We start from the raw sequence: 16894 nt of genomic DNA, 5'->3' as shown, positions 1-16894 counted from the left end.
TCCTCGCGATGGCCTCCGGATTGTCCGCGATGCCACACGCCCGGCGGCTCGCCTGCGCGAAGCGTTGAGCGTGCAGACGAACCTCGCGCGATGTCGCCGCGCGGTTTCACGCGCGGCGGATTTTGTCGCGCGACGGGTTCGGCTCGCGCGACGCGGCTTCGCATCGACTCCCCGCTTTGCACGCGCACGCTCCTAGTCTGTGCGATGAATTGGGCCGCGCCCGTTTCGCGCGGCCGATTCCTTATCGAACTCAACTCTTCCTCAGCGGGAGCACAACAGCATGAGCAATTCGATTACTTCAGCGTTCCTGAATTCATCCAGTGGCGTTTCGAACTTCTCGCCGGAAAGCAGCGGAATCGGCGGTGGCGGCGGCCAGGCCATCGCGAAGGTGTTGCAGGACATCGAGCAGCTTCTGAACGGCGGACAGGGCGCCACCGGCGGTAACAACGGTGGCGGCGGCAGCGGCGGCGCGACCGGCGCGAACACGACGGGCGGTGGCGGCGACATGAGCGCCATTCAGCAACTGATGCAGGACTTGCAGGCGCTGCAACAAGGCGGCTCGGGCGGCGGCAGCGGCGGCGGTGCCGGTGGCGCGGGCAACTTCGGCGGCGGCGGCGCGGGCGGCCTGGGTGGCGCGGGCGGCTTCGGCGGCGGCGCGGGTGGCGTGGGCGGTGCCGGCGGCTTCGGCAACGGCTCGGGCCAGGGGCAGGGTCTGCACGACGTGAAGCTGAACACGAAGGCCGGCGGCGAAGCGCTGCATCTGCAGGCGGACTCGAACGGCACGCTGTACAACGGCAGCGGCAATTCGGTCGGCCAGATCAACAAGGACGGTTCGGTGTCGCTGAACTCGGGCGCGACGAAGGAAATCCAGCGTCTCGAAACCGGCGGCAAGGGCGGCCTGGCCGGCGCAATCATCGAGGCGCAGAACGGCACGCGCGGCACGGAAGGCGATGGCGGCAACGTCAACTTCTCGTCGTCGCAAGTGACGGTCAGCGCAGGCGACCTGAATCAGAAGAACGATTTCTGAACGGGACGTACCGTCTGAATCGACACGCGGTTCGCGCGGCACCGGCGCCTTCGCGCCGGCCGCGCGCCGTTCGCCGAACCGTATGTTCAACCGTGTGGACCGCACGGAAGGAGACTGTCTTGAGGACCAACGACACCCAGTCGAGCAATGCCGCTCAGGTTCAACTTCGGAACGCGCAGGACGGCGAGTCGTTCGAGCTTCGGGACGTCGGCAAGGACAAGGGAAAAGGCAAGGCGCTGGACGAATCCGGCAAGCAGCCGATGCTGTCCGGGCTCGCCACGCTCACGCAGAATCGCGCGCAGACGAATGCCGCGTCGTCCAGCAGCACGGGCGGCGGCCTCGAGGGCGCGAAGCAGTTCAAGGTGGCGCGCAAGCCGGTGCCGTCGCTGCAACAGACGGCGCCGACCGTCGATACGGCTCGCACCGACGGCTCGGCGAAGTTAGCGCGGTTGGCCGAGCCACCGCGCGACCCCGCGCTCGCGCTGCAAGGCCGTTCGAACGGTAACGCGTTGAACGACGGCACGAGCGGGAATCCGCCGCCGGCCTTCAAGGTGCCGCGCAAGCCGGTGCCGGGCGCATCGACCTCGGGCACCTCGGGCACCTCGGGCACGTCGGGCACCTCGCGCACGAATGCGGTGGCGAGCGGCTCGGGCCGTCAGCCGGTCTCGAACGCGACCACCACCGTACCGGCCACCGCGACGGACACTGTGAGGCACGTGCGTTTCGAGGAGATCCAGACCGCGCCGGGCGGCGTACCGCCCACCGGCGGCCACCCCCCCGTGGTCGCGCAGAACCCGCCACCGCCGCCGCGTCCGCACGGCGAAGCGCTCGGCCGCATCGTCCCCGAGGTGTCGACGTTCGGCAAGGGGCTGCGCAAGATCGGCCGCTGGACCCGCACCGACAACGACACCGCGCTGATCAACCTCACCAACAAGACGAAGCCCGCGAACGGCGCGATCTCCGGTCTCGTCGGCGGGAAGGTGCCGGGCGTGCAGTCGGCGTACATCGCGAGCGCGACGCACGAGACCGTCAATACCGCGCTCGCCGCGCACGCCACCGCGACGGCCTATTCGCGCGAAAGCCGCTACCGCAACAATCTGAAGGACCCGGCGGCGCGCGGCGACCTGAGCGGCGTAAACGTCGCGCCCCGGCTGAACCTGGAGCAGGTCGCGGAGCGCAAGGACTTCGAGTCGCGCCATCAGCTCGTCAACGCGATCATCAGCCACGACGCGGACAACGATCCGAACGGCCATCGCGACAAGATGCGCGACGTGCTGGTGGGCCGCTACATCGCCGATGTGCACGGCGGCACGCGGCTGCGCTCGAACCTGTACAGCGGCGCGATGTCGGTGGTCGGCATGGGCGCGACGGCGGCGCTCACCGCGGGCACGCACGGCATCGCGCCGGCGGCGATCGCGGGCGGCGCGCTGCTGTCGGGCCGCGACGTGCTCAACAACCGCGGCGCGGCCGTGTCGCTCAAGCAGCACTACCGCGACAAGAAAGAGGCGCGTATCGCCGACGTCACGACCCAGCGGCTGCTGCGCCGCGGCGGCGCGGCGGACGAACAGGCGTGGGCCGATCAGGCGATGCTCGCGCGCCACGAGGTCAACCAGCAGAACATCAGCCGCTTCGTGCCGATCGGCTTCAGCCGGATCAACGACAAGAAATCGACCGCGCACAAGAAGGAAGAGACCGACCTCGTGAAGAAACGCGCGACCGAACTGGTGATGGGCGCGATCAAGGAGACGGATCAGGACGATCTGAAACGCGTCTTCACCGCGTACAGTTCGAGCGAAACGACCAGCAAGCGCTCGCTGGAAAACTTCTATCACGACGCTGGGGGCTTGAATCCCGATCTGAAGAAGGCCTGCCAGCTGATGCGCGATCTGGGCATGTCGAAGACGGAATCGCTCGCGTACCTGCGCTCGACGGTCGGCGGCCATCTGGCGCAGACCGCCAGCGCCGACGTGCTGGAGGGGATGGGCAAGAGCCGTCAGCCGATCATGCGCACGCTGGCGCTCAAGCCGGAGGACAACCTCGAATCGGCGATCGGTTCGGCGATGAAGCGGCGCTAGGGGGGCGCCGGGGTTGCGCCGGGGTTGCGTTGCGGTTGCGTCGGGAGTGCGGGCGGTTTGCCTCCCGGCGCCGCTCGCGTCGCGAAAGAGCATTTTTAACCAAGACGTTGCCCCGCGCGGCTGAGTATTCTTGCCGTACTCAGCCTTATATGGGGGAACCTCAAGGTGGCGCACTATCTTTGCCATGAACAGCCGGACTTGCTGGAGTTCGGCACGACGGTGCTCGACACGCGGCCCGGCGCGGTGGTGCTGGCGCGTTCCGCGCTGCATCCGGGCGGCGGCGGCCAGGTGTCGGACGCCGCCACGCTCACGCACGCGGCAGGCACGGCGCGCATCACGGGCGTCGCGGCCGAAGGCGGCGTGCTCTGGCATCTGCTGGACGAACCCGTGGAATTGCACGGCGACGTGCACGTGGCGATCGATGCCGCGCGCCGCTCGACCGTCGCGCAGCTTCATACCGCCACGCACATTCTCAACGCGCTGGTGTACCAGCGCTTCGCGGGCGCGCTCGTGACCGGCGCGCAGATCAATGCCGACGGCACCGCGCGCATGGATTTCGATCTGCCTGAAGCCGACAACGACGCGTTGCGCGCGCTCGACGAACCCGTCAACGAAGCGATCCGCCGCGCGCTGGACGTGCGCATCTACTACGTCGATGCCGTCGAGGCGCGCACGACCCAGGGGCTGATCCGCAGCCTCTCGGTGGCGCCGCCGCCGACTTCGGATGGCCGCGTGCGCATCGTCGAGATCGGCGATCTGGACCGCCAGGCCTGCGGCGGCACGCATCTGTCCAATACCGCGCAATCGCGGCCGATCCGCATCGGCAAGATCGAAAATAAGGGGCGCCGCAACCGGCGTGTCAGAATCGAGCTGGTCTGACGGGTTGGAGTGAGAGGCGAGCGATGCAAACATCCGATAAAAGCGAACCGGAAGTGGTCTGCTGGCGCGACGGCGCGCTCGACGGCGCATGCCTCGCGACCGCCCGCTACGGCGACCACAAGTTCGACCGCCACCTGCACGACGAACTTGTCATCGTGATGACCGAAAGCGGCGCGGGCCAGTGTCACACGCGCGCCGGCAGCGAGGTTGCCGGACCGGGCAGCGTGCTGGTGTTCGGCCCCGGCGAATATCACAGCGGCGAAGTGTGGGAAGGCCGCGAATGGATCTACCGGGCCATCTATCTCGACATGCAGGGGATCGGCGCGCTGGCGGCGGTGTTTTCGCCGGAGTCGCGCAGCGACAGTCCGCTGCTGATTCCACCCGGTCTCTACCAGGACCCGCATCTGGCCGGTTTGCTGGTGAAGGCGCATGCGAGTCTCGATCAGCCGCATGCCGTTTCGCTGATGGAGCGTCAGGCGAACTGGTGGGGCGCGATGGGCATGCTGGTGGGCCGCTATGGAGAGTCCGCGCAGGCATACGGGGAGGCTCGGCACGAAGCGCGCAAGATGGCGCAGGTGCGCGAGTACATCGAGGCGAATTACGAGCGCGATATGTCAGTCGATGAACTCGCGGAACTGGCCGGGCTCAGCCGCTATTACCTGACGCGCGCGTTCTGCAAGGAGTTCGGTCTGCCGCCGCATGCGTACGCGACGCAGGTGCGGCTGCTCGCCGCGAAACGCCTGCTCGCGACGGGACACAACGCGGCGAGCGCCGCCGCGGCCGTCGGCTTCTACGATCAGAGCCACTTGAACCGGCTGTTCAAGCGCGCGTACGGCATCACACCCGGGACGTATGCGGCGTTGAAGCCGGGGCATTGAATGCGTCGTGCAGTCGTGCCGTCGTGGCGCGTGTGCGGTTCGTGCCGCTCACGTCGCCAGTAAGGTTCACGCCGGCAGTGGCACGTCCTCGATCAACGCCGCCCGCAACGCGCGTATCCGGCGATCGACAAAATACCCGCCGCCTTCCGTGTAACGCAGATAAAGCCGTGCGCACGACGCGCATCGCCAGACCGTACAGCGGTTGTACGGAAAGTAGCGCGGGGCGACCGGCGCATCCGCCGACCAGTAATTCGTGTCGCCCGGCAAATGCTCGCTGAAGGTCGGCTCCGGGTCGTCTTCCGGCAGCAGCGTGCCGATTTCATCGAATTGCGTTTCGTCGAGCGATAGCGGTTGCGATTGCCAGCCGTCCAGCGGCGTTTTCGTGCACGAACAAGGTGTCGGCGCGCCTGCTTCCTGTTTTGCTTCGGCTTCGCGTGCGAGGGCAAGCAGGGCTGCCGCGTTCAAATAGTCCGCCATAACGGAGAGAGTTCCTGCGGGATGAGGGGAAAGGTCGTGACAGCGCGGTTCGTCGTGCTGCGCCGGACATCGTTGCTATCATGCACGCGCATCCGCCGCAGGGAAAGTTGCGGTTGCAACCTTGCGCCGGCCGGACGTGCGCTATTTCTTCCAGACTCTCATGATAAAAAAGAACGTCTCCCTCGTCGTCTGTTTCGCCGTCGTGGTACTCGGCTGGTTTTGCGCGGCGCTGTTGTGTTGGCCGGTGCTCGTCGGGCTCAAGCATCTGGCCACGGCGACGCTGATTCCGCATGCGCCCGGCACGTATCGCAATCTGGGGTTCACGTCGAACGTGGGCCTGTGGGATTTTCCGGCGAGCTTCATCGGCATCTTTTCGATCCCGCTGCTGGACATGCCCTTGGGTCCGCTAATCACGCTGTGGTGGGTGACGTTTCTGACGATGAGTCTGTCGTTCATCGGCGCTGACCGGAAGGCGGCGCGTGCCTCGTCCACACAGCAGCGGAAGAAACGCGCGCGCACGCCGCCGCTTTCGGTTGCGGGTTTCGTCAAGCGGCTCGCGATCGTCACGGCGGTGTTCCTGTTGCTCAGCGTGCCGTGCCTGCGCCGCTATGAAATCGTCACGCAGACGGACATCTACGTGCGCGATCTGTTCGATCTGCACGAGCGCGTGTATCCGCTCGCGTCGCTGAACAGCATCCGGATGAATGGCGATCCCAACGGACGCAGCGTCATCGTGTGGGATTTCGGCTTTGCGTCGGGACAAGGTTTTTCGACCGTGGGCCCGGACAGCGATGTGTTGAGGCGTTTGCTGTCGCTGCCGGGTGTCGAATCGAACGTGCGGGTGGCAGGGCAGTCGTTGCGGATGAAGTAGGCGCTCGAAGACAGCGCTACTGTTTGGGCGTCTGCGCTTTTTGCCGGTCCACGCACTCCGACGTGAACGCCATGCTCGCCTGATCCGGCGTCATACGCGGCGCGTCCGGCGCGTAGATCTTTTCGATGATCGCGTCGACGGCCTGACGGTCGGACGCATCCGCATAGTATTTGGCGGTCTGATCGAGCGCCTGGGCTTTGGTCTTCTTGTGCGCGCGCCACGACGCGACCTGGGCGGCGATATCGCCGAGCGCGAAACATTGATTGCTGACCGTTTGCGCGACGGCTGGCGTCGCCGTCCCGATCACGCACGCCGCTGCCAGCAGCGCGCCTACCACTACGCGTTTCATGACCTGAATCCTGTCATTGGATGAGTCCGGCGTGCCCGCGATGGCATCGGCTTTCGCGGCGGCCGGACGAATAAAGAACCGCGTAGTGTATCGGGAAGTGACGCGCGACGTTTTTTGCGGCCGCGTATCGGCCGGTTCTGGTTGAATTGTGGCGGGCAGGTGTCGGCGCTCGCCACGCATCGCCAGGCCTCACGGAATGGACCGCGTTGCACGCATTCGGGTTCGTCAATGCCCGAACGATTCCGCCTTCGCCGCCGCCGGCGTCGCGACATAAGGCCGCGCCGCCTGCTTGATCAGCAACGCTACACACGCGATCAAACCGGCCACCGCGATCATCGCGAAGATGCCGCCGAACGAGACATGGCGGCGCGCGAGTTCCGCGACGAGGAACGAGCCCGCGATTCCGCCGAAGCGGCCGATGCCCAGCATCCACGCGACGCCCGTGCCGCGTCCCTCGGTCGGATAGAACGCGGCGGCGAGCGCGGGCATCGACGATTGCGCGGTGTTCATCAGCACGCCCGCGACGAACACGATCACCACCAGCGCGCCGACGTTGCCCACCGCCTGGCCGATCAGGTACACGCTGACCGCCGTCAACGCGTAGCACGCGGCGATGATCCGGTTCGCGTTGAAGCGGTCCATCAGCACGCCGCACAGCACCGCGCCTACACCGCCGAGCGGAAACAGCGCGGCGATCAGCGTCGCGCGTTGCGGGGTGAGGCCGGCGTCCTTCAGCAGGATCGGCATCCAGTTGATCGACGCGTAGAAGATCACGAGGCCCATGAAGTACGCGACCCACAGCATCACCGATCCGGCGATGTACGCCCGCGACAGCACCACGCCCATGCCCTTGCCGCCGGTTTGCGGCGCGCTTTCGGTCATCGTGAACGATGGCGCCTCGGTGGCATCGGCCGAAATGCGCGCGAGCGCGGCACGAATGCGCTCCGCTCGCGCGCCGTTCGCGACCATGTAACGCACCGACTCCGGCAGCTTCACGAACAGCAGCACGAGCAGCAGCAGCGGCGTGATGCCGCCGAGCAGCAGCACGCTGCGCCAGCCGGCATGCGGAATCATCCACGCGGCGAGAAACCCGCCGAACGCGGCGCCAAGCGGAAAGCCGCAGAACATCAGATTGATCAGCGTCGCGCGGCGCCGGTCCGGGCAGTATTCACCCATCATGGTCACGGCGTTCGGCATGGCCGCGCCGAGTCCGACGCCGGTCACGAAACGCAGCGCGGTCAGCTGTTCGATGTTGCCGGAGAACGCCGACGCGAGACACGCGAAGCCAAACAGCGACACGGAGCCGAGCAGCATCGAACGACGCCCGAGGCGGTCGGAGAGCGGTCCCGACACGAGCGCGCCGCACGCGAGACCGAACAGCGCCGCGCTCAGCACCGGCGCGAGCGCGGGCTTCGTGATGCCCCATTCGGCAATCAGCGACGGCGCGATGAAACCGATCGCGGCCGTATCGAAACCGTCCAGCAGCACGATCACGAAGCACATGAAAAACACGAGCCACTGGAACGGCGAGAACGGATGCTCGTTGATGAAGGTTTGAACGTCCACAGCGCTACCGCGATTCATGAGTGTCTCCTCTCAGCGGAATACGAAAAGGCTCGCGACGTGACGAGCGATTTTTTAATCGTGCGACCGATCTAGTCGGCCGGCGTGTCTTTGCGCGTGACGGTCCGCTCGACCTTGCCGAGCCGCACGACTGTCACGCCCGGCCGCAGTTGACGCAGCGACGGCATGACGAGCATGCAGTCGTCGTACGGCGTGACCACCGGTTCGCCGTTCGACCAGCCGATCACCGTGCCGGCGTTGTCGAGAATCTCCAGGCCGGTGTACGCCGACGCGAAGCGGAAGTCCATGCTGGTCGCGACCACCGGTTGCGTCACGCGCACGATGTGTTGCGTGGCCGGGAGCGGTGCGATCCAATCGCCGGGAAGATCCGTTGCGTCGACTACGCCGGCCAGCAGCAGGAAGCGCGCGGTGGTGTCGCGCGCCACGTCGACTGCGCTACGTTCCCAGTGCTGTCCGCATTCGATCAGCAACGCGTTCTTCGGGCTCGACGGATCGCCGAAGCCCTCGTAGTCGCGCATGCGCCGGCCTTCCGGATGACCTTCGTCGCAGATCACCGTGGCGGGCGTGCCGAGTTGCGTCGCCAGTTCGCTGCCCTTGGCCAGCGGTCCCGCGACGATCAGCGGTTTGCTTTTTTCGTGCATCGAATGCAGGTCGAGCAGCAGATCGACGCTGTCGACGACCGGACGCATCTCGCGTGCGCGCACGAGTTCGCTGGACGTGCGAGCGGCGTCGTCGAGCGTCGCGGCGGTCCACACGCGGTTGAAGTCCTGATCGACGAAGCGCGCGGCGTCGGGTTTCGCGGGATCGAAGCTTCGATAAGCCGCGACGTTCGCGAAGCTCAGCGTGAGACGTCCGCGCCTGGGCCGCAGCGCGCGCTTCAGCAGTTCATCGACCACGATCGCGCCGCACACTTCGTTGCCGTGCGTGAGCGCGTTGATCATCACGTGAGGGCCGGGCGCGCCGGAGTCGAACGTGTGCACGTAGTCGATGCCGGACGCCGATTGCCGGTGAACGGAAATATCGGGGAAGTGGACTTCGATGGGATAGGCGGAGGTGCTCATGCTGACGTGTCCTGGTGATGTGGGGCGGCCTCAGCCGGGTGGGGTTTGGTCTCAGCCGAGTTTCGCCGCGATGGCTTCGCCGACTTCCGTGGTGGTCGCGCGGCCGCCGAGATCGCCGGTATGCGGACCTTGTACGAGGGTCGCCTCGATGGCCGCGAGAATCGCGTCGTGCGCGTCGCGCTCCTTGCCGGTGTGATTGCCGAGGAAGTCGAGCATCATCGCGGCCGACCAGATCATCGCGATCGGATTGGCGATATTCCTGCCGGCAATATCCGGCGCCGAGCCATGCACCGGCTCGAACAGCGACGGAAACTTGCGGTCGGGATTCATGTTGGCCGACGGCGCGAGGCCGATCGTGCCGGTGCAGGCCGGCCCGAGATCGGACAGGATGTCGCCGAACAGATTGGTGGCCACCACCACGTCGAAGCGGTCGGGGTTGAGCACGAAGCGCGCGCAGAGAATGTCGATATGCTGCTTGTCCCACGTCACGTCCGGGTACTGCGCGGCGATGCCGGCCGCGACTTTGTCCCACCACGGCATGCTGATCGCGATACCGTTGCTCTTGGTGGCGACCGTGATCTTCTTGCGCTCGCGGCGCTGCGCGAGATCGAACGCGAACTTCAGCACGCGCTCGCTGCCGTGCCGCGTGAACACCGATTCCTGCAGCACGAATTCGCGCTCGGTGCCCTCGAACATTACACCGCCTACCGACGAATATTCGCCTTCCGTGTTCTCACGCACGATCCAGAAGTCGATATCGCCGGCCTTGCGTCCCGCGAGCGGCGAGGGCACACCCGCGAACAGACGCGCGGGGCGCAGGTTGATGTACTGATCGAACTCGCGGCGGAATTTCAGCAGCGAACCCCACAGCGAAATATGATCCGGCACGGTGTCGGGCCAGCCGACCGCGCCGAACAGAATCGCGTCGACGGATTGCAGTTGCGTCTTCCAGTCGTCCGGCATCATCTTGCCGTGCTTTTCGTAATACGCGCAGCTCGCCCATTCGATGTGCTGGTAGTCGAGTTCGAGTCCGAAGCGGGCCTTCACGACGTCCAGCACGCGCAACGCCTCGGGCATGACTTCGACGCCGATGCCGTCGCCGGGAATGATCGCGATCCGATATTTCTTCGACATGGTGCTGCTCCTTGGGTGGGGCGTTCGAGCTTCTTTCGACCTTCGCTCTGTCCTCGTTCTGCCCTCGTTCGGGGCTGTGAGGTTTTTCGTTCCGGTCGATTCTAGTCCTGCCGGGTGCGAATGGTCGGCTTCAGTAACGCGCCGAATTCACCAAAACACGCTTCCACATGCATCGCGGCGCCTTACCGCCCCGCATTCAACTTGCGCCACAGCGTCGTCTTGCTGATGCCGAGCGCCGCGCACACCGCGTCGCGATCGCCGTCGTGCGCGGCAAGGGCGGCGCGGATTTCGTCGGCTTCCACGTGACGGCTGCGTTCGCGCAGCGTCAGCGCGGCCTGCTTTGCGCGAGGTGTCGTGGGCGGTTGCGCCGGTGCTTGCATCATGATTTCGGGCGCGACGCTGCGCAGTATTTCGCGCGACACGGCGGCATCGTTCGCGCCGTCGCTCAGGGTCATCGTGTCCGCGTCCCTGTCCGTATCGGCATCGGCGAGTTCCACCGCCAGCCGTTCGATCACGTTTTGCAGTTCCCGCACGTTGCCGGGCCACGCGTAGCGGCGCAGCGGTTCCGCCCAACCCGCGAGCACGCGCTCGGCGGCGGCGGCATCCGGCAAACGCGCGGCGAGCCTCGGTTCGCGCGACGCGGCCTGCAACAGCAGTTCGACCGCGAGCGGCAACAGGTCGCTCGCGCGTTCGCGCAGCGCCGGCAGCGCGATGCTCAGAATGTTGAGCCGGTAATACAGATCCGCGCGAAAGCGCCCCGCCTCGATACCCTCGGTCAACGCGCGATGCGTCGCCGCGACCACGCGGATATCGACCCGCGTCGGCTCGGTCGATCCGAGCCGAACCACCTCGCGCTCCTGCAATACGCGCAGCAGCCGGCTTTGCAATGACAGCGGCATTTCACCGATTTCATCGAGAAACAAGGTGCCGCGATGCGCGACTTCGATCAGCCCCGCCTTGCCGCCCTTGCGTGCGCCGGTGAACGCGCCTTCTTCGTAACCGAACAGCTCGCTTTCCAGCAGCGCCTCGGGAAACGCGCCGCAATTGATTGCGACGAACGCGAAATCGCGCCGCGCGCTCAACTGATGCATGCTCTGCGCGACCATTTCCTTGCCGGTGCCGCTTTCGCCGAGGATCAACACGGTCGCATCGGAACGCGCGTAACGCCGCACCAGGGTACGCACCCGTTCGATCGAAGCGGACGCGCCGACGATATCGTCGAGCCGGTAACGCGCGCTGAACTGCTGCACGCGTTGCCGCGCACGCAAGGTCCGGTCGAGGCGTTCGACCGCGCGCGATTCCTGAAACGTCAGCACGGCGCCCGCCGCGGCACCGCCGCTCGCGAGCGGTCCGCGATGCACGACGTAGCTCGCGCCGCGTACCGTGCAGAACGCGTCGCCGTCCGCGTCGGGCAGGCTGCCCGCGAGATCGGGCGCGAGCTCGAGCAGGGCGCGGCCGACCGCGCGTGCGGCATCGACGCCGAGCAGTGTGGCGAGACGTTGATTCATCGCTTCGACGCGGCCTTGCGCGTCGAGCGCGACGACGCCGTCGCGCAGATGCTGCAGCAGATTGTCCAGCCGCTGACGACGCACCGTTTCGCGCCGCGTGGCTTGCGCGACTTCGAGCGCGGTGTCGAAGGCCGCGCGGATCGACGCGCGCGAGTAGAGAAACACCGCGCCCATGCCGGCATTCGCCGCGAGATCGGTGACGAGACCTGGACCGACCAGCATGTCGATGCCGCGATCGCGCAGATCGAGCACCACGCTCTCGGCATCCTGCGCGGACTGGTACGACGCGAGCGTGACGTCGAGCGCATACGCGATCACGAAGCGCCGCACTTCGTCCGGCGCATCGCCGTGTGTGACGAGCGCGACCTTCGCGCCGTCGCGCCGCGCGCGGGACAGCGCGTGCATCACGTCGAAACCGGTCGGACTGATCTGCACGACGGGCACGGACACGCGCGTCTTCAGATACGCGCCGTTCGAACCGCCCGCGATCACGACGTCGGGACGATTCGCGCCGGCGGCTTCGATTTCGCGGACCGCGTCTTCGAAACCGTGCGACACGATGCGCAGATCCGCGCGTTCCACATACTCGCCGGCGATGTCGAAAAACAGATCGCGCAGACGGCTGATGCTGAGCGCCCAGATGCGGGGACGCTGGCCCGGTTCGAAAAGCGGTGTGCTCAAGATGGACGGCTCGTGGGGATTCGAAGAGTGCGGCTAAAGAGTGCGCCTATTATGCGCCGGGAATTCCGTTTGTGAAATTTCAGTTTCATTTGTGAAATTCGCGGCGACGCGCTAGCGGCAGCGGTTTCCCCGTCAAATCAGACACTTAGCGTGACGTAGTCAAGCTGGCCCATTCTTTGCGTTTCAAGCGGCGATCGAACACAACGCCCCCCATGCATCTGGAGACGAACTCATGAGCGAAGCAGATAACACCACGCCGGCCGCAGGCGCATTCAAGCCGAAGAAGTCGGTCGCCCTGTCGGGCGTGACCGCGGGCAACACCGCGCTGTGCACGGTCGGCAAGACCGGCAACGATCTGCATTACCGCGGCTACGACATTCTCGACATCGCCGGCGCGTGCGAATTCGAGGAGATCGCCTATCTGCTGGTCCACGAGAAACTGCCGACGCAGGCCGAACTCACCGCTTACAAGACCAGACTCAAGGGCATGCGTGGCCTGCCCGCGAACGTCAAAGCCGCGCTCGAATGGATTCCCGCCGCCGCGCACCCGATGGACGTGATGCGCACCGGCGTCTCGGTGCTCGGCACCGTGCTGCCGGAGAAGGACGACCACAACCTGCCGGGCGCACGCGACATCGCCGACAAGCTGATGGCCTCGCTCGGCTCGATGCTGCTCTACTGGTATCACTACTCGCACAACGGCAAGCGCATCGAGGTGGAAACCGACGACGATTCGATCGGCGGCCATTTCCTGCATCTGCTGCACGGTGTGGAGCCGTCGAAATCGTGGGTCGACGCGATGCACGTGTCACTGAATCTGTACGCCGAGCACGAATTCAACGCGTCGACCTTCACGGGCCGCGTGATCGCGGGCACGGGCTCGGACATCTATTCGGCGATCACCGGCGCGATCGGCGCGCTGCGCGGCCCGAAGCACGGCGGCGCGAACGAGGTCGCGTTCGAGATCCAGTCGCGCTACCAGACGCCGGACGAGGCCGAGGCGGACATCCGCAGGCGAGTGGAGAACAAGGAAGTGGTGATCGGTTTCGGTCACCCGGTGTACACGATCTCGGACCCGCGCAACAAGGTCATCAAGGAGATCGCGAAGAAGCTTTCGAAGGAAGCGGGCAACACCAGGCTGTTCAGCATCGCCGAGCGGCTGGAGTCGGTGATGTGGGAAGCGAAGAAGATGTTCCCGAATCTGGACTGGTTCAGCGCGGTGTCGTATCACATGATGGGCGTGCCGACGGCGATGTTCACGCCGCTGTTCGTGATTGCCCGCACGGCCGGCTGGAGCGCGCACATCATCGAGCAGCGCATCGACAACAAGATCATTCGTCCGAGCGCGAATTACACGGGTCCGGACGATCTGCCGTTCGTGCCGCTCGCGAAGCGCGTGTGAGTCGCTTTGCAAGCGAGTCATAAGCGAGTCACAGGCGAGTCGCAAGCGATTCGATCTTGCCGTTGGACGCTTCGGCGCTTCGGCGCTTCAGCGTCGAAGCAGTCGGGTTTTCTCCTCCATTGCGTCTCTTGAGCGCGATGCAATGAAGTTTGGCCTTGGCTCGTCGGAACCCCGAGCCAAGGTCGTTTTTTGCAGCGGCATGCCGCGCCGCGAAACACGTGGCCAGCAGCCGGCTTGCCCGCTCCAGCGAGCTAAACTACACACACTGTCCGACCGGTCCGGCGTCGCCAATCGTCGCTAAAACAAGGATCGGCGGATGGCGACCGGCACACGCCGTCGTCCCCGGATCATTACTGTTCGTCCCTACGCCATGAATACTGCCAACCGCAAACGCCTTCCCGGTACCCAGCTGGACTTCTTCGACACGCGCGGCGCGGTCGATGCGATCCAGCCCGGCGCTTACGACAGCCTGCCGTACACCTCGCGCGTGCTGGCCGAAAACCTCGTGCGGCGCTGCGATCCGGAGACGCTGGACGCGTCGCTGAAACAGATCATCGAACGCAAACGCGAGCTGGATTTTCCGTGGTTTCCCGCGCGCGTGGTGTGTCACGACATTCTCGGTCAGACCGCGCTGGTCGATCTCGCCGGTCTGCGCGATGCCATCGCCGCACAAGGCGGCGATCCCGCGATGGTCAACCCGGTCGTGCCGACGCAGCTCGTGGTGGACCATTCCCTGGCCGTCGAATGCGGCGGTTTCGATCCGGACGCGTTCGCGAAGAATCGCGCGATCGAAGACCGTCGCAACGAAGACCGCTTCGATTTCATCAACTGGACCAAGCGCGCGTTCAAGAACGTCGACGTGATTCCGCCGGGCAACGGCATCCTGCATCAGATCAATCTCGAACGGATGAGCCCGGTCGTGCAGGTGAAAGACGGCGTCGCGTTTCCCGATACGCTGGTCGGCACCGATTCGCACACGCCGATGGTCGACGCGCTCGGCGTGATCGCGATCGGCGTGGGCGGGCTCGAAGCGGAGAGCGTGATGCTCGGCCGCGCGTCGTACATGCGCTTGCCGGATATCGTCGGCGTCGAACTGACGGGCAAGGCCGCCGAAGGCATCACGGCGACCGACGTGGTGCTCTCGCTGACGGAATTCCTGCGCAAGGAAAAAGTGGTCGGCGCGTACCTGGAGTTCTACGGCGCCGGCACCGCGAGTCTGACGCTCGGCGATCGCGCGACCATCGCCAACATGGCGCCCGAATTCGGCGCGACCGCCGCGATGTTCTATATCGACGAACAGACCATCAAATATCTGAAGCTGACCGGCCGCGACGACGAACTCGTCAAACTGGTGGAGACGTATGCGAAGGAAACGGGGCTGTGGGCCGACAGCCTGAAGCAGGCCGAGTACGAACGCGTGCTCAGCTTCGATCTGTCGACGGTGGTCCGCACGCTGGCCGGTCCGTCGAACCCGCATCGCCGTTTGCCGGTCGCGGATCTGGCGGCGCGCGGCATCAGCGGCAAGGTCGAGAACGAGCCGGGTCTGATGCCGGACGGCGCGGTGATCATCGCCGCGATCACGAGCTGCACGAACACCAACAATCCGCGCAACATGATCGCCGCCGGTCTGCTGGCACGCAACGCGAACCGGCGCGGCCTGACGCGCAAGCCGTGGGCGAAAACGTCGCTGGCGCCGGGATCGAAGGCGGTGACGTTGTATCTCGAAGAGGCCGGCTTGCTGCCGGAACTGGAGCAGCTCGGCTTCGGCGTGGTCGCGTATGCGTGCACGTCGTGCAACGGCATGTCGGGCGCGCTGGACCCAGTCATTCAGAAAGAGGTGGTGGATCGCGATCTGTATGCGACCGCCGTGCTGTCGGGCAACCGCAACTTCGACGGCCGCATTCATCCGTACGCGAAGCAGGCGTTTCTCGCATCGCCGCCGCTGGTGGTAGCGTATGCGATCGCGGGCACGATCCGCTTCGACATCGAGAAGGACGTGCTGGGTATCGATGCCGATGGTCACGCCGTCACGCTGAAGGACATCTGGCCGAGCGATGCGGAGATCGACGCGATCGTCGCCGCGAGCGTGAAGCCCGAGCAATTCCGCAAGGTGTACGAGCCGATGTTCGCGGTCTCGGTGGACAGCGGCGAGCAGGCGAATCCGCTGTACGACTGGCGGCCGATGAGCACGTACATCCGGCGCCCACCGTATTGGGAAGGCGCGCTGGCCGGCGAGCGCACGTTGAAGGGCATGCGTGCGCTCGCCGTGCTGGGCGACAACATCACGACCGATCACCTGTCGCCGTCGAATGCGATTCTGCCGGACAGCGCGTCGGGCGAATACCTCGCGAAAATGGGCTTGCCGGAAGAGGACTTCAATTCGTACGCGACGCATCGAGGCGATCACCTGACCGCGCAACGCGCGACCTTCGCGAACCCGACGTTGAAGAACGAAATGGTGATCGAGGACGGCAAGGTCAAGGCGGGTTCGCTCGCGCGTATCGAGCCGGAAGGCAAGGTCACGCGGATGTGGGAAGCGATCGAAACGTACATGGAGCGCAAGCAGCCGCTGATCGTGATCGCCGGGGCCGACTATGGTCAGGGGTCGTCGCGCGACTGGGCGGCCAAGGGTGTGCGTCTGGCCGGCGCGGAAGCGATCGTGGCCGAGGGCTTCGAGCGGATTCACCGCACGAACCTCGTCGGCATGGGCGTGTTGCCGCTGGAGTTCAAGCCGGGCGTGAACCGGCTGACGCTCGGTATCGACGGAACGGAAACCTTCGATGTGATCGGCGAACGTAAGCCGCGTGCGGATTTGATCCTGGTGATTCAGCGCCGCGACGGCGAGCGTGTCGAGGTGCCGGTGACGTGCCGGCTCGATACCGCCGAAGAGGTGTCCATCTACGAAGCCGGCGGCGTGCTGCAACGCTTCGCGCAGGATTTTCTGGAATCGTCGAAGGCCGCGGCCTGA

13 protein-coding genes are annotated in these 16894 nt (G+C 65.7%); 7 read left to right on the top strand and 6 right to left on the bottom strand.

Features of this window, described 5'->3' with window-relative positions; all coding sequences use genetic code 11:
- Positions 1 to 280: 280 nt before the first annotated feature.
- The 4 genes from LFL96_RS24390 to LFL96_RS24375 all read left to right on the top strand — a co-directional run bounded on the left by LFL96_RS24390 (position 281) and on the right by LFL96_RS24375 (position 4859).
- Positions 281 to 1027: a hypothetical protein gene (locus tag LFL96_RS24390; RefSeq protein ID WP_281003265.1), complete on the top strand. Its 747-nt coding sequence runs from the start codon at positions 281 to 283 to the stop codon at positions 1025 to 1027.
- Between the two features lie 119 nt (positions 1028 to 1146).
- A complete protein-coding gene (locus LFL96_RS24385; protein WP_281003264.1) occupies positions 1147 to 3102 on the top strand; it encodes a hypothetical protein in 1956 nt (651 codons plus the stop codon).
- A 165-nt stretch (positions 3103 to 3267) separates the two neighbouring features.
- Positions 3268 to 3981 (top strand): alanyl-tRNA editing protein, encoded by a 714-nt coding sequence (locus tag LFL96_RS24380; RefSeq protein WP_281003263.1) that lies wholly within the window; start codon positions 3268 to 3270, stop codon positions 3979 to 3981.
- A gap of 23 nt (positions 3982 to 4004) precedes the next feature.
- A complete protein-coding gene (locus tag LFL96_RS24375; protein ID WP_281003262.1) occupies positions 4005 to 4859 on the top strand; it encodes an AraC family transcriptional regulator in 855 nt (284 codons plus the stop codon).
- A 66-nt stretch (positions 4860 to 4925) separates the two neighbouring features.
- On the opposite strand, the gene LFL96_RS24370 is transcribed toward LFL96_RS24375, so the two are convergent.
- A complete protein-coding gene (locus tag LFL96_RS24370; RefSeq protein ID WP_281003261.1) occupies positions 4926 to 5336 on the bottom strand; it encodes a hypothetical protein in 411 nt (136 codons plus the stop codon).
- A gap of 160 nt (positions 5337 to 5496) precedes the next feature.
- Here LFL96_RS24370 and LFL96_RS24365 point away from each other — a divergent pair, with 160 nt between their 5' ends.
- Entirely contained in the window at positions 5497 to 6207 is a 711-nt protein-coding gene (locus tag LFL96_RS24365) for a hypothetical protein (protein ID WP_281003260.1), read from the top strand.
- A gap of 16 nt (positions 6208 to 6223) precedes the next feature.
- On the opposite strand, the gene LFL96_RS24360 is transcribed toward LFL96_RS24365, so the two are convergent.
- From LFL96_RS24360 to prpR, 5 genes are all read right to left on the bottom strand, one after another.
- The gene (locus LFL96_RS24360) at positions 6224 to 6556 is read right to left on the bottom strand and encodes a hypothetical protein (protein ID WP_281003259.1); all 333 of its coding nucleotides are present in this window, start codon (positions 6554 to 6556) and stop codon (positions 6224 to 6226) included.
- Positions 6557 to 6781: 225 nt separating this feature from the next.
- On the bottom strand, positions 6782 to 8140 hold the full coding sequence (locus LFL96_RS24355; RefSeq protein WP_281003258.1) for an MFS transporter: 1359 nt from the start codon (positions 8138 to 8140) through the stop codon (positions 6782 to 6784).
- A 71-nt stretch (positions 8141 to 8211) separates the two neighbouring features.
- A complete protein-coding gene (locus tag LFL96_RS24350; RefSeq protein ID WP_281003257.1) occupies positions 8212 to 9201 on the bottom strand; it encodes a M14 family metallopeptidase in 990 nt (329 codons plus the stop codon).
- Positions 9202 to 9252: 51 nt separating this feature from the next.
- A complete protein-coding gene (locus LFL96_RS24345) occupies positions 9253 to 10335 on the bottom strand; it encodes a tartrate dehydrogenase (RefSeq protein ID WP_281003256.1) in 1083 nt (360 codons plus the stop codon).
- A 182-nt stretch (positions 10336 to 10517) separates the two neighbouring features.
- A complete protein-coding gene (gene prpR, locus LFL96_RS24340) occupies positions 10518 to 12524 on the bottom strand; it encodes a propionate catabolism operon regulatory protein PrpR (RefSeq protein ID WP_281003255.1) in 2007 nt (668 codons plus the stop codon).
- Between the two features lie 232 nt (positions 12525 to 12756).
- On the opposite strand from prpR, the gene prpC reads away from it, so the two are divergent.
- Together prpC and acnD are read left to right on the top strand one after the other, a co-directional pair.
- The gene (gene prpC / locus LFL96_RS24335) at positions 12757 to 13926 is read left to right on the top strand and encodes a 2-methylcitrate synthase (protein ID WP_281003254.1); all 1170 of its coding nucleotides are present in this window, start codon (positions 12757 to 12759) and stop codon (positions 13924 to 13926) included.
- A 370-nt stretch (positions 13927 to 14296) separates the two neighbouring features.
- Positions 14297 to 16894 carry a Fe/S-dependent 2-methylisocitrate dehydratase AcnD gene (acnD, locus tag LFL96_RS24330; RefSeq protein WP_281003253.1) on the top strand — a complete coding sequence of 866 codons (2598 nt, stop codon included), beginning with the start codon at positions 14297 to 14299 and terminating at the stop codon, positions 16892 to 16894.

Source organism: Paraburkholderia sp. D15 (assembly GCF_029910215.1).
GTDB lineage: Bacteria > Pseudomonadota > Gammaproteobacteria > Burkholderiales > Burkholderiaceae > Paraburkholderia.
This window is presented reverse-complemented; position numbering and strand designations above follow the sequence as displayed.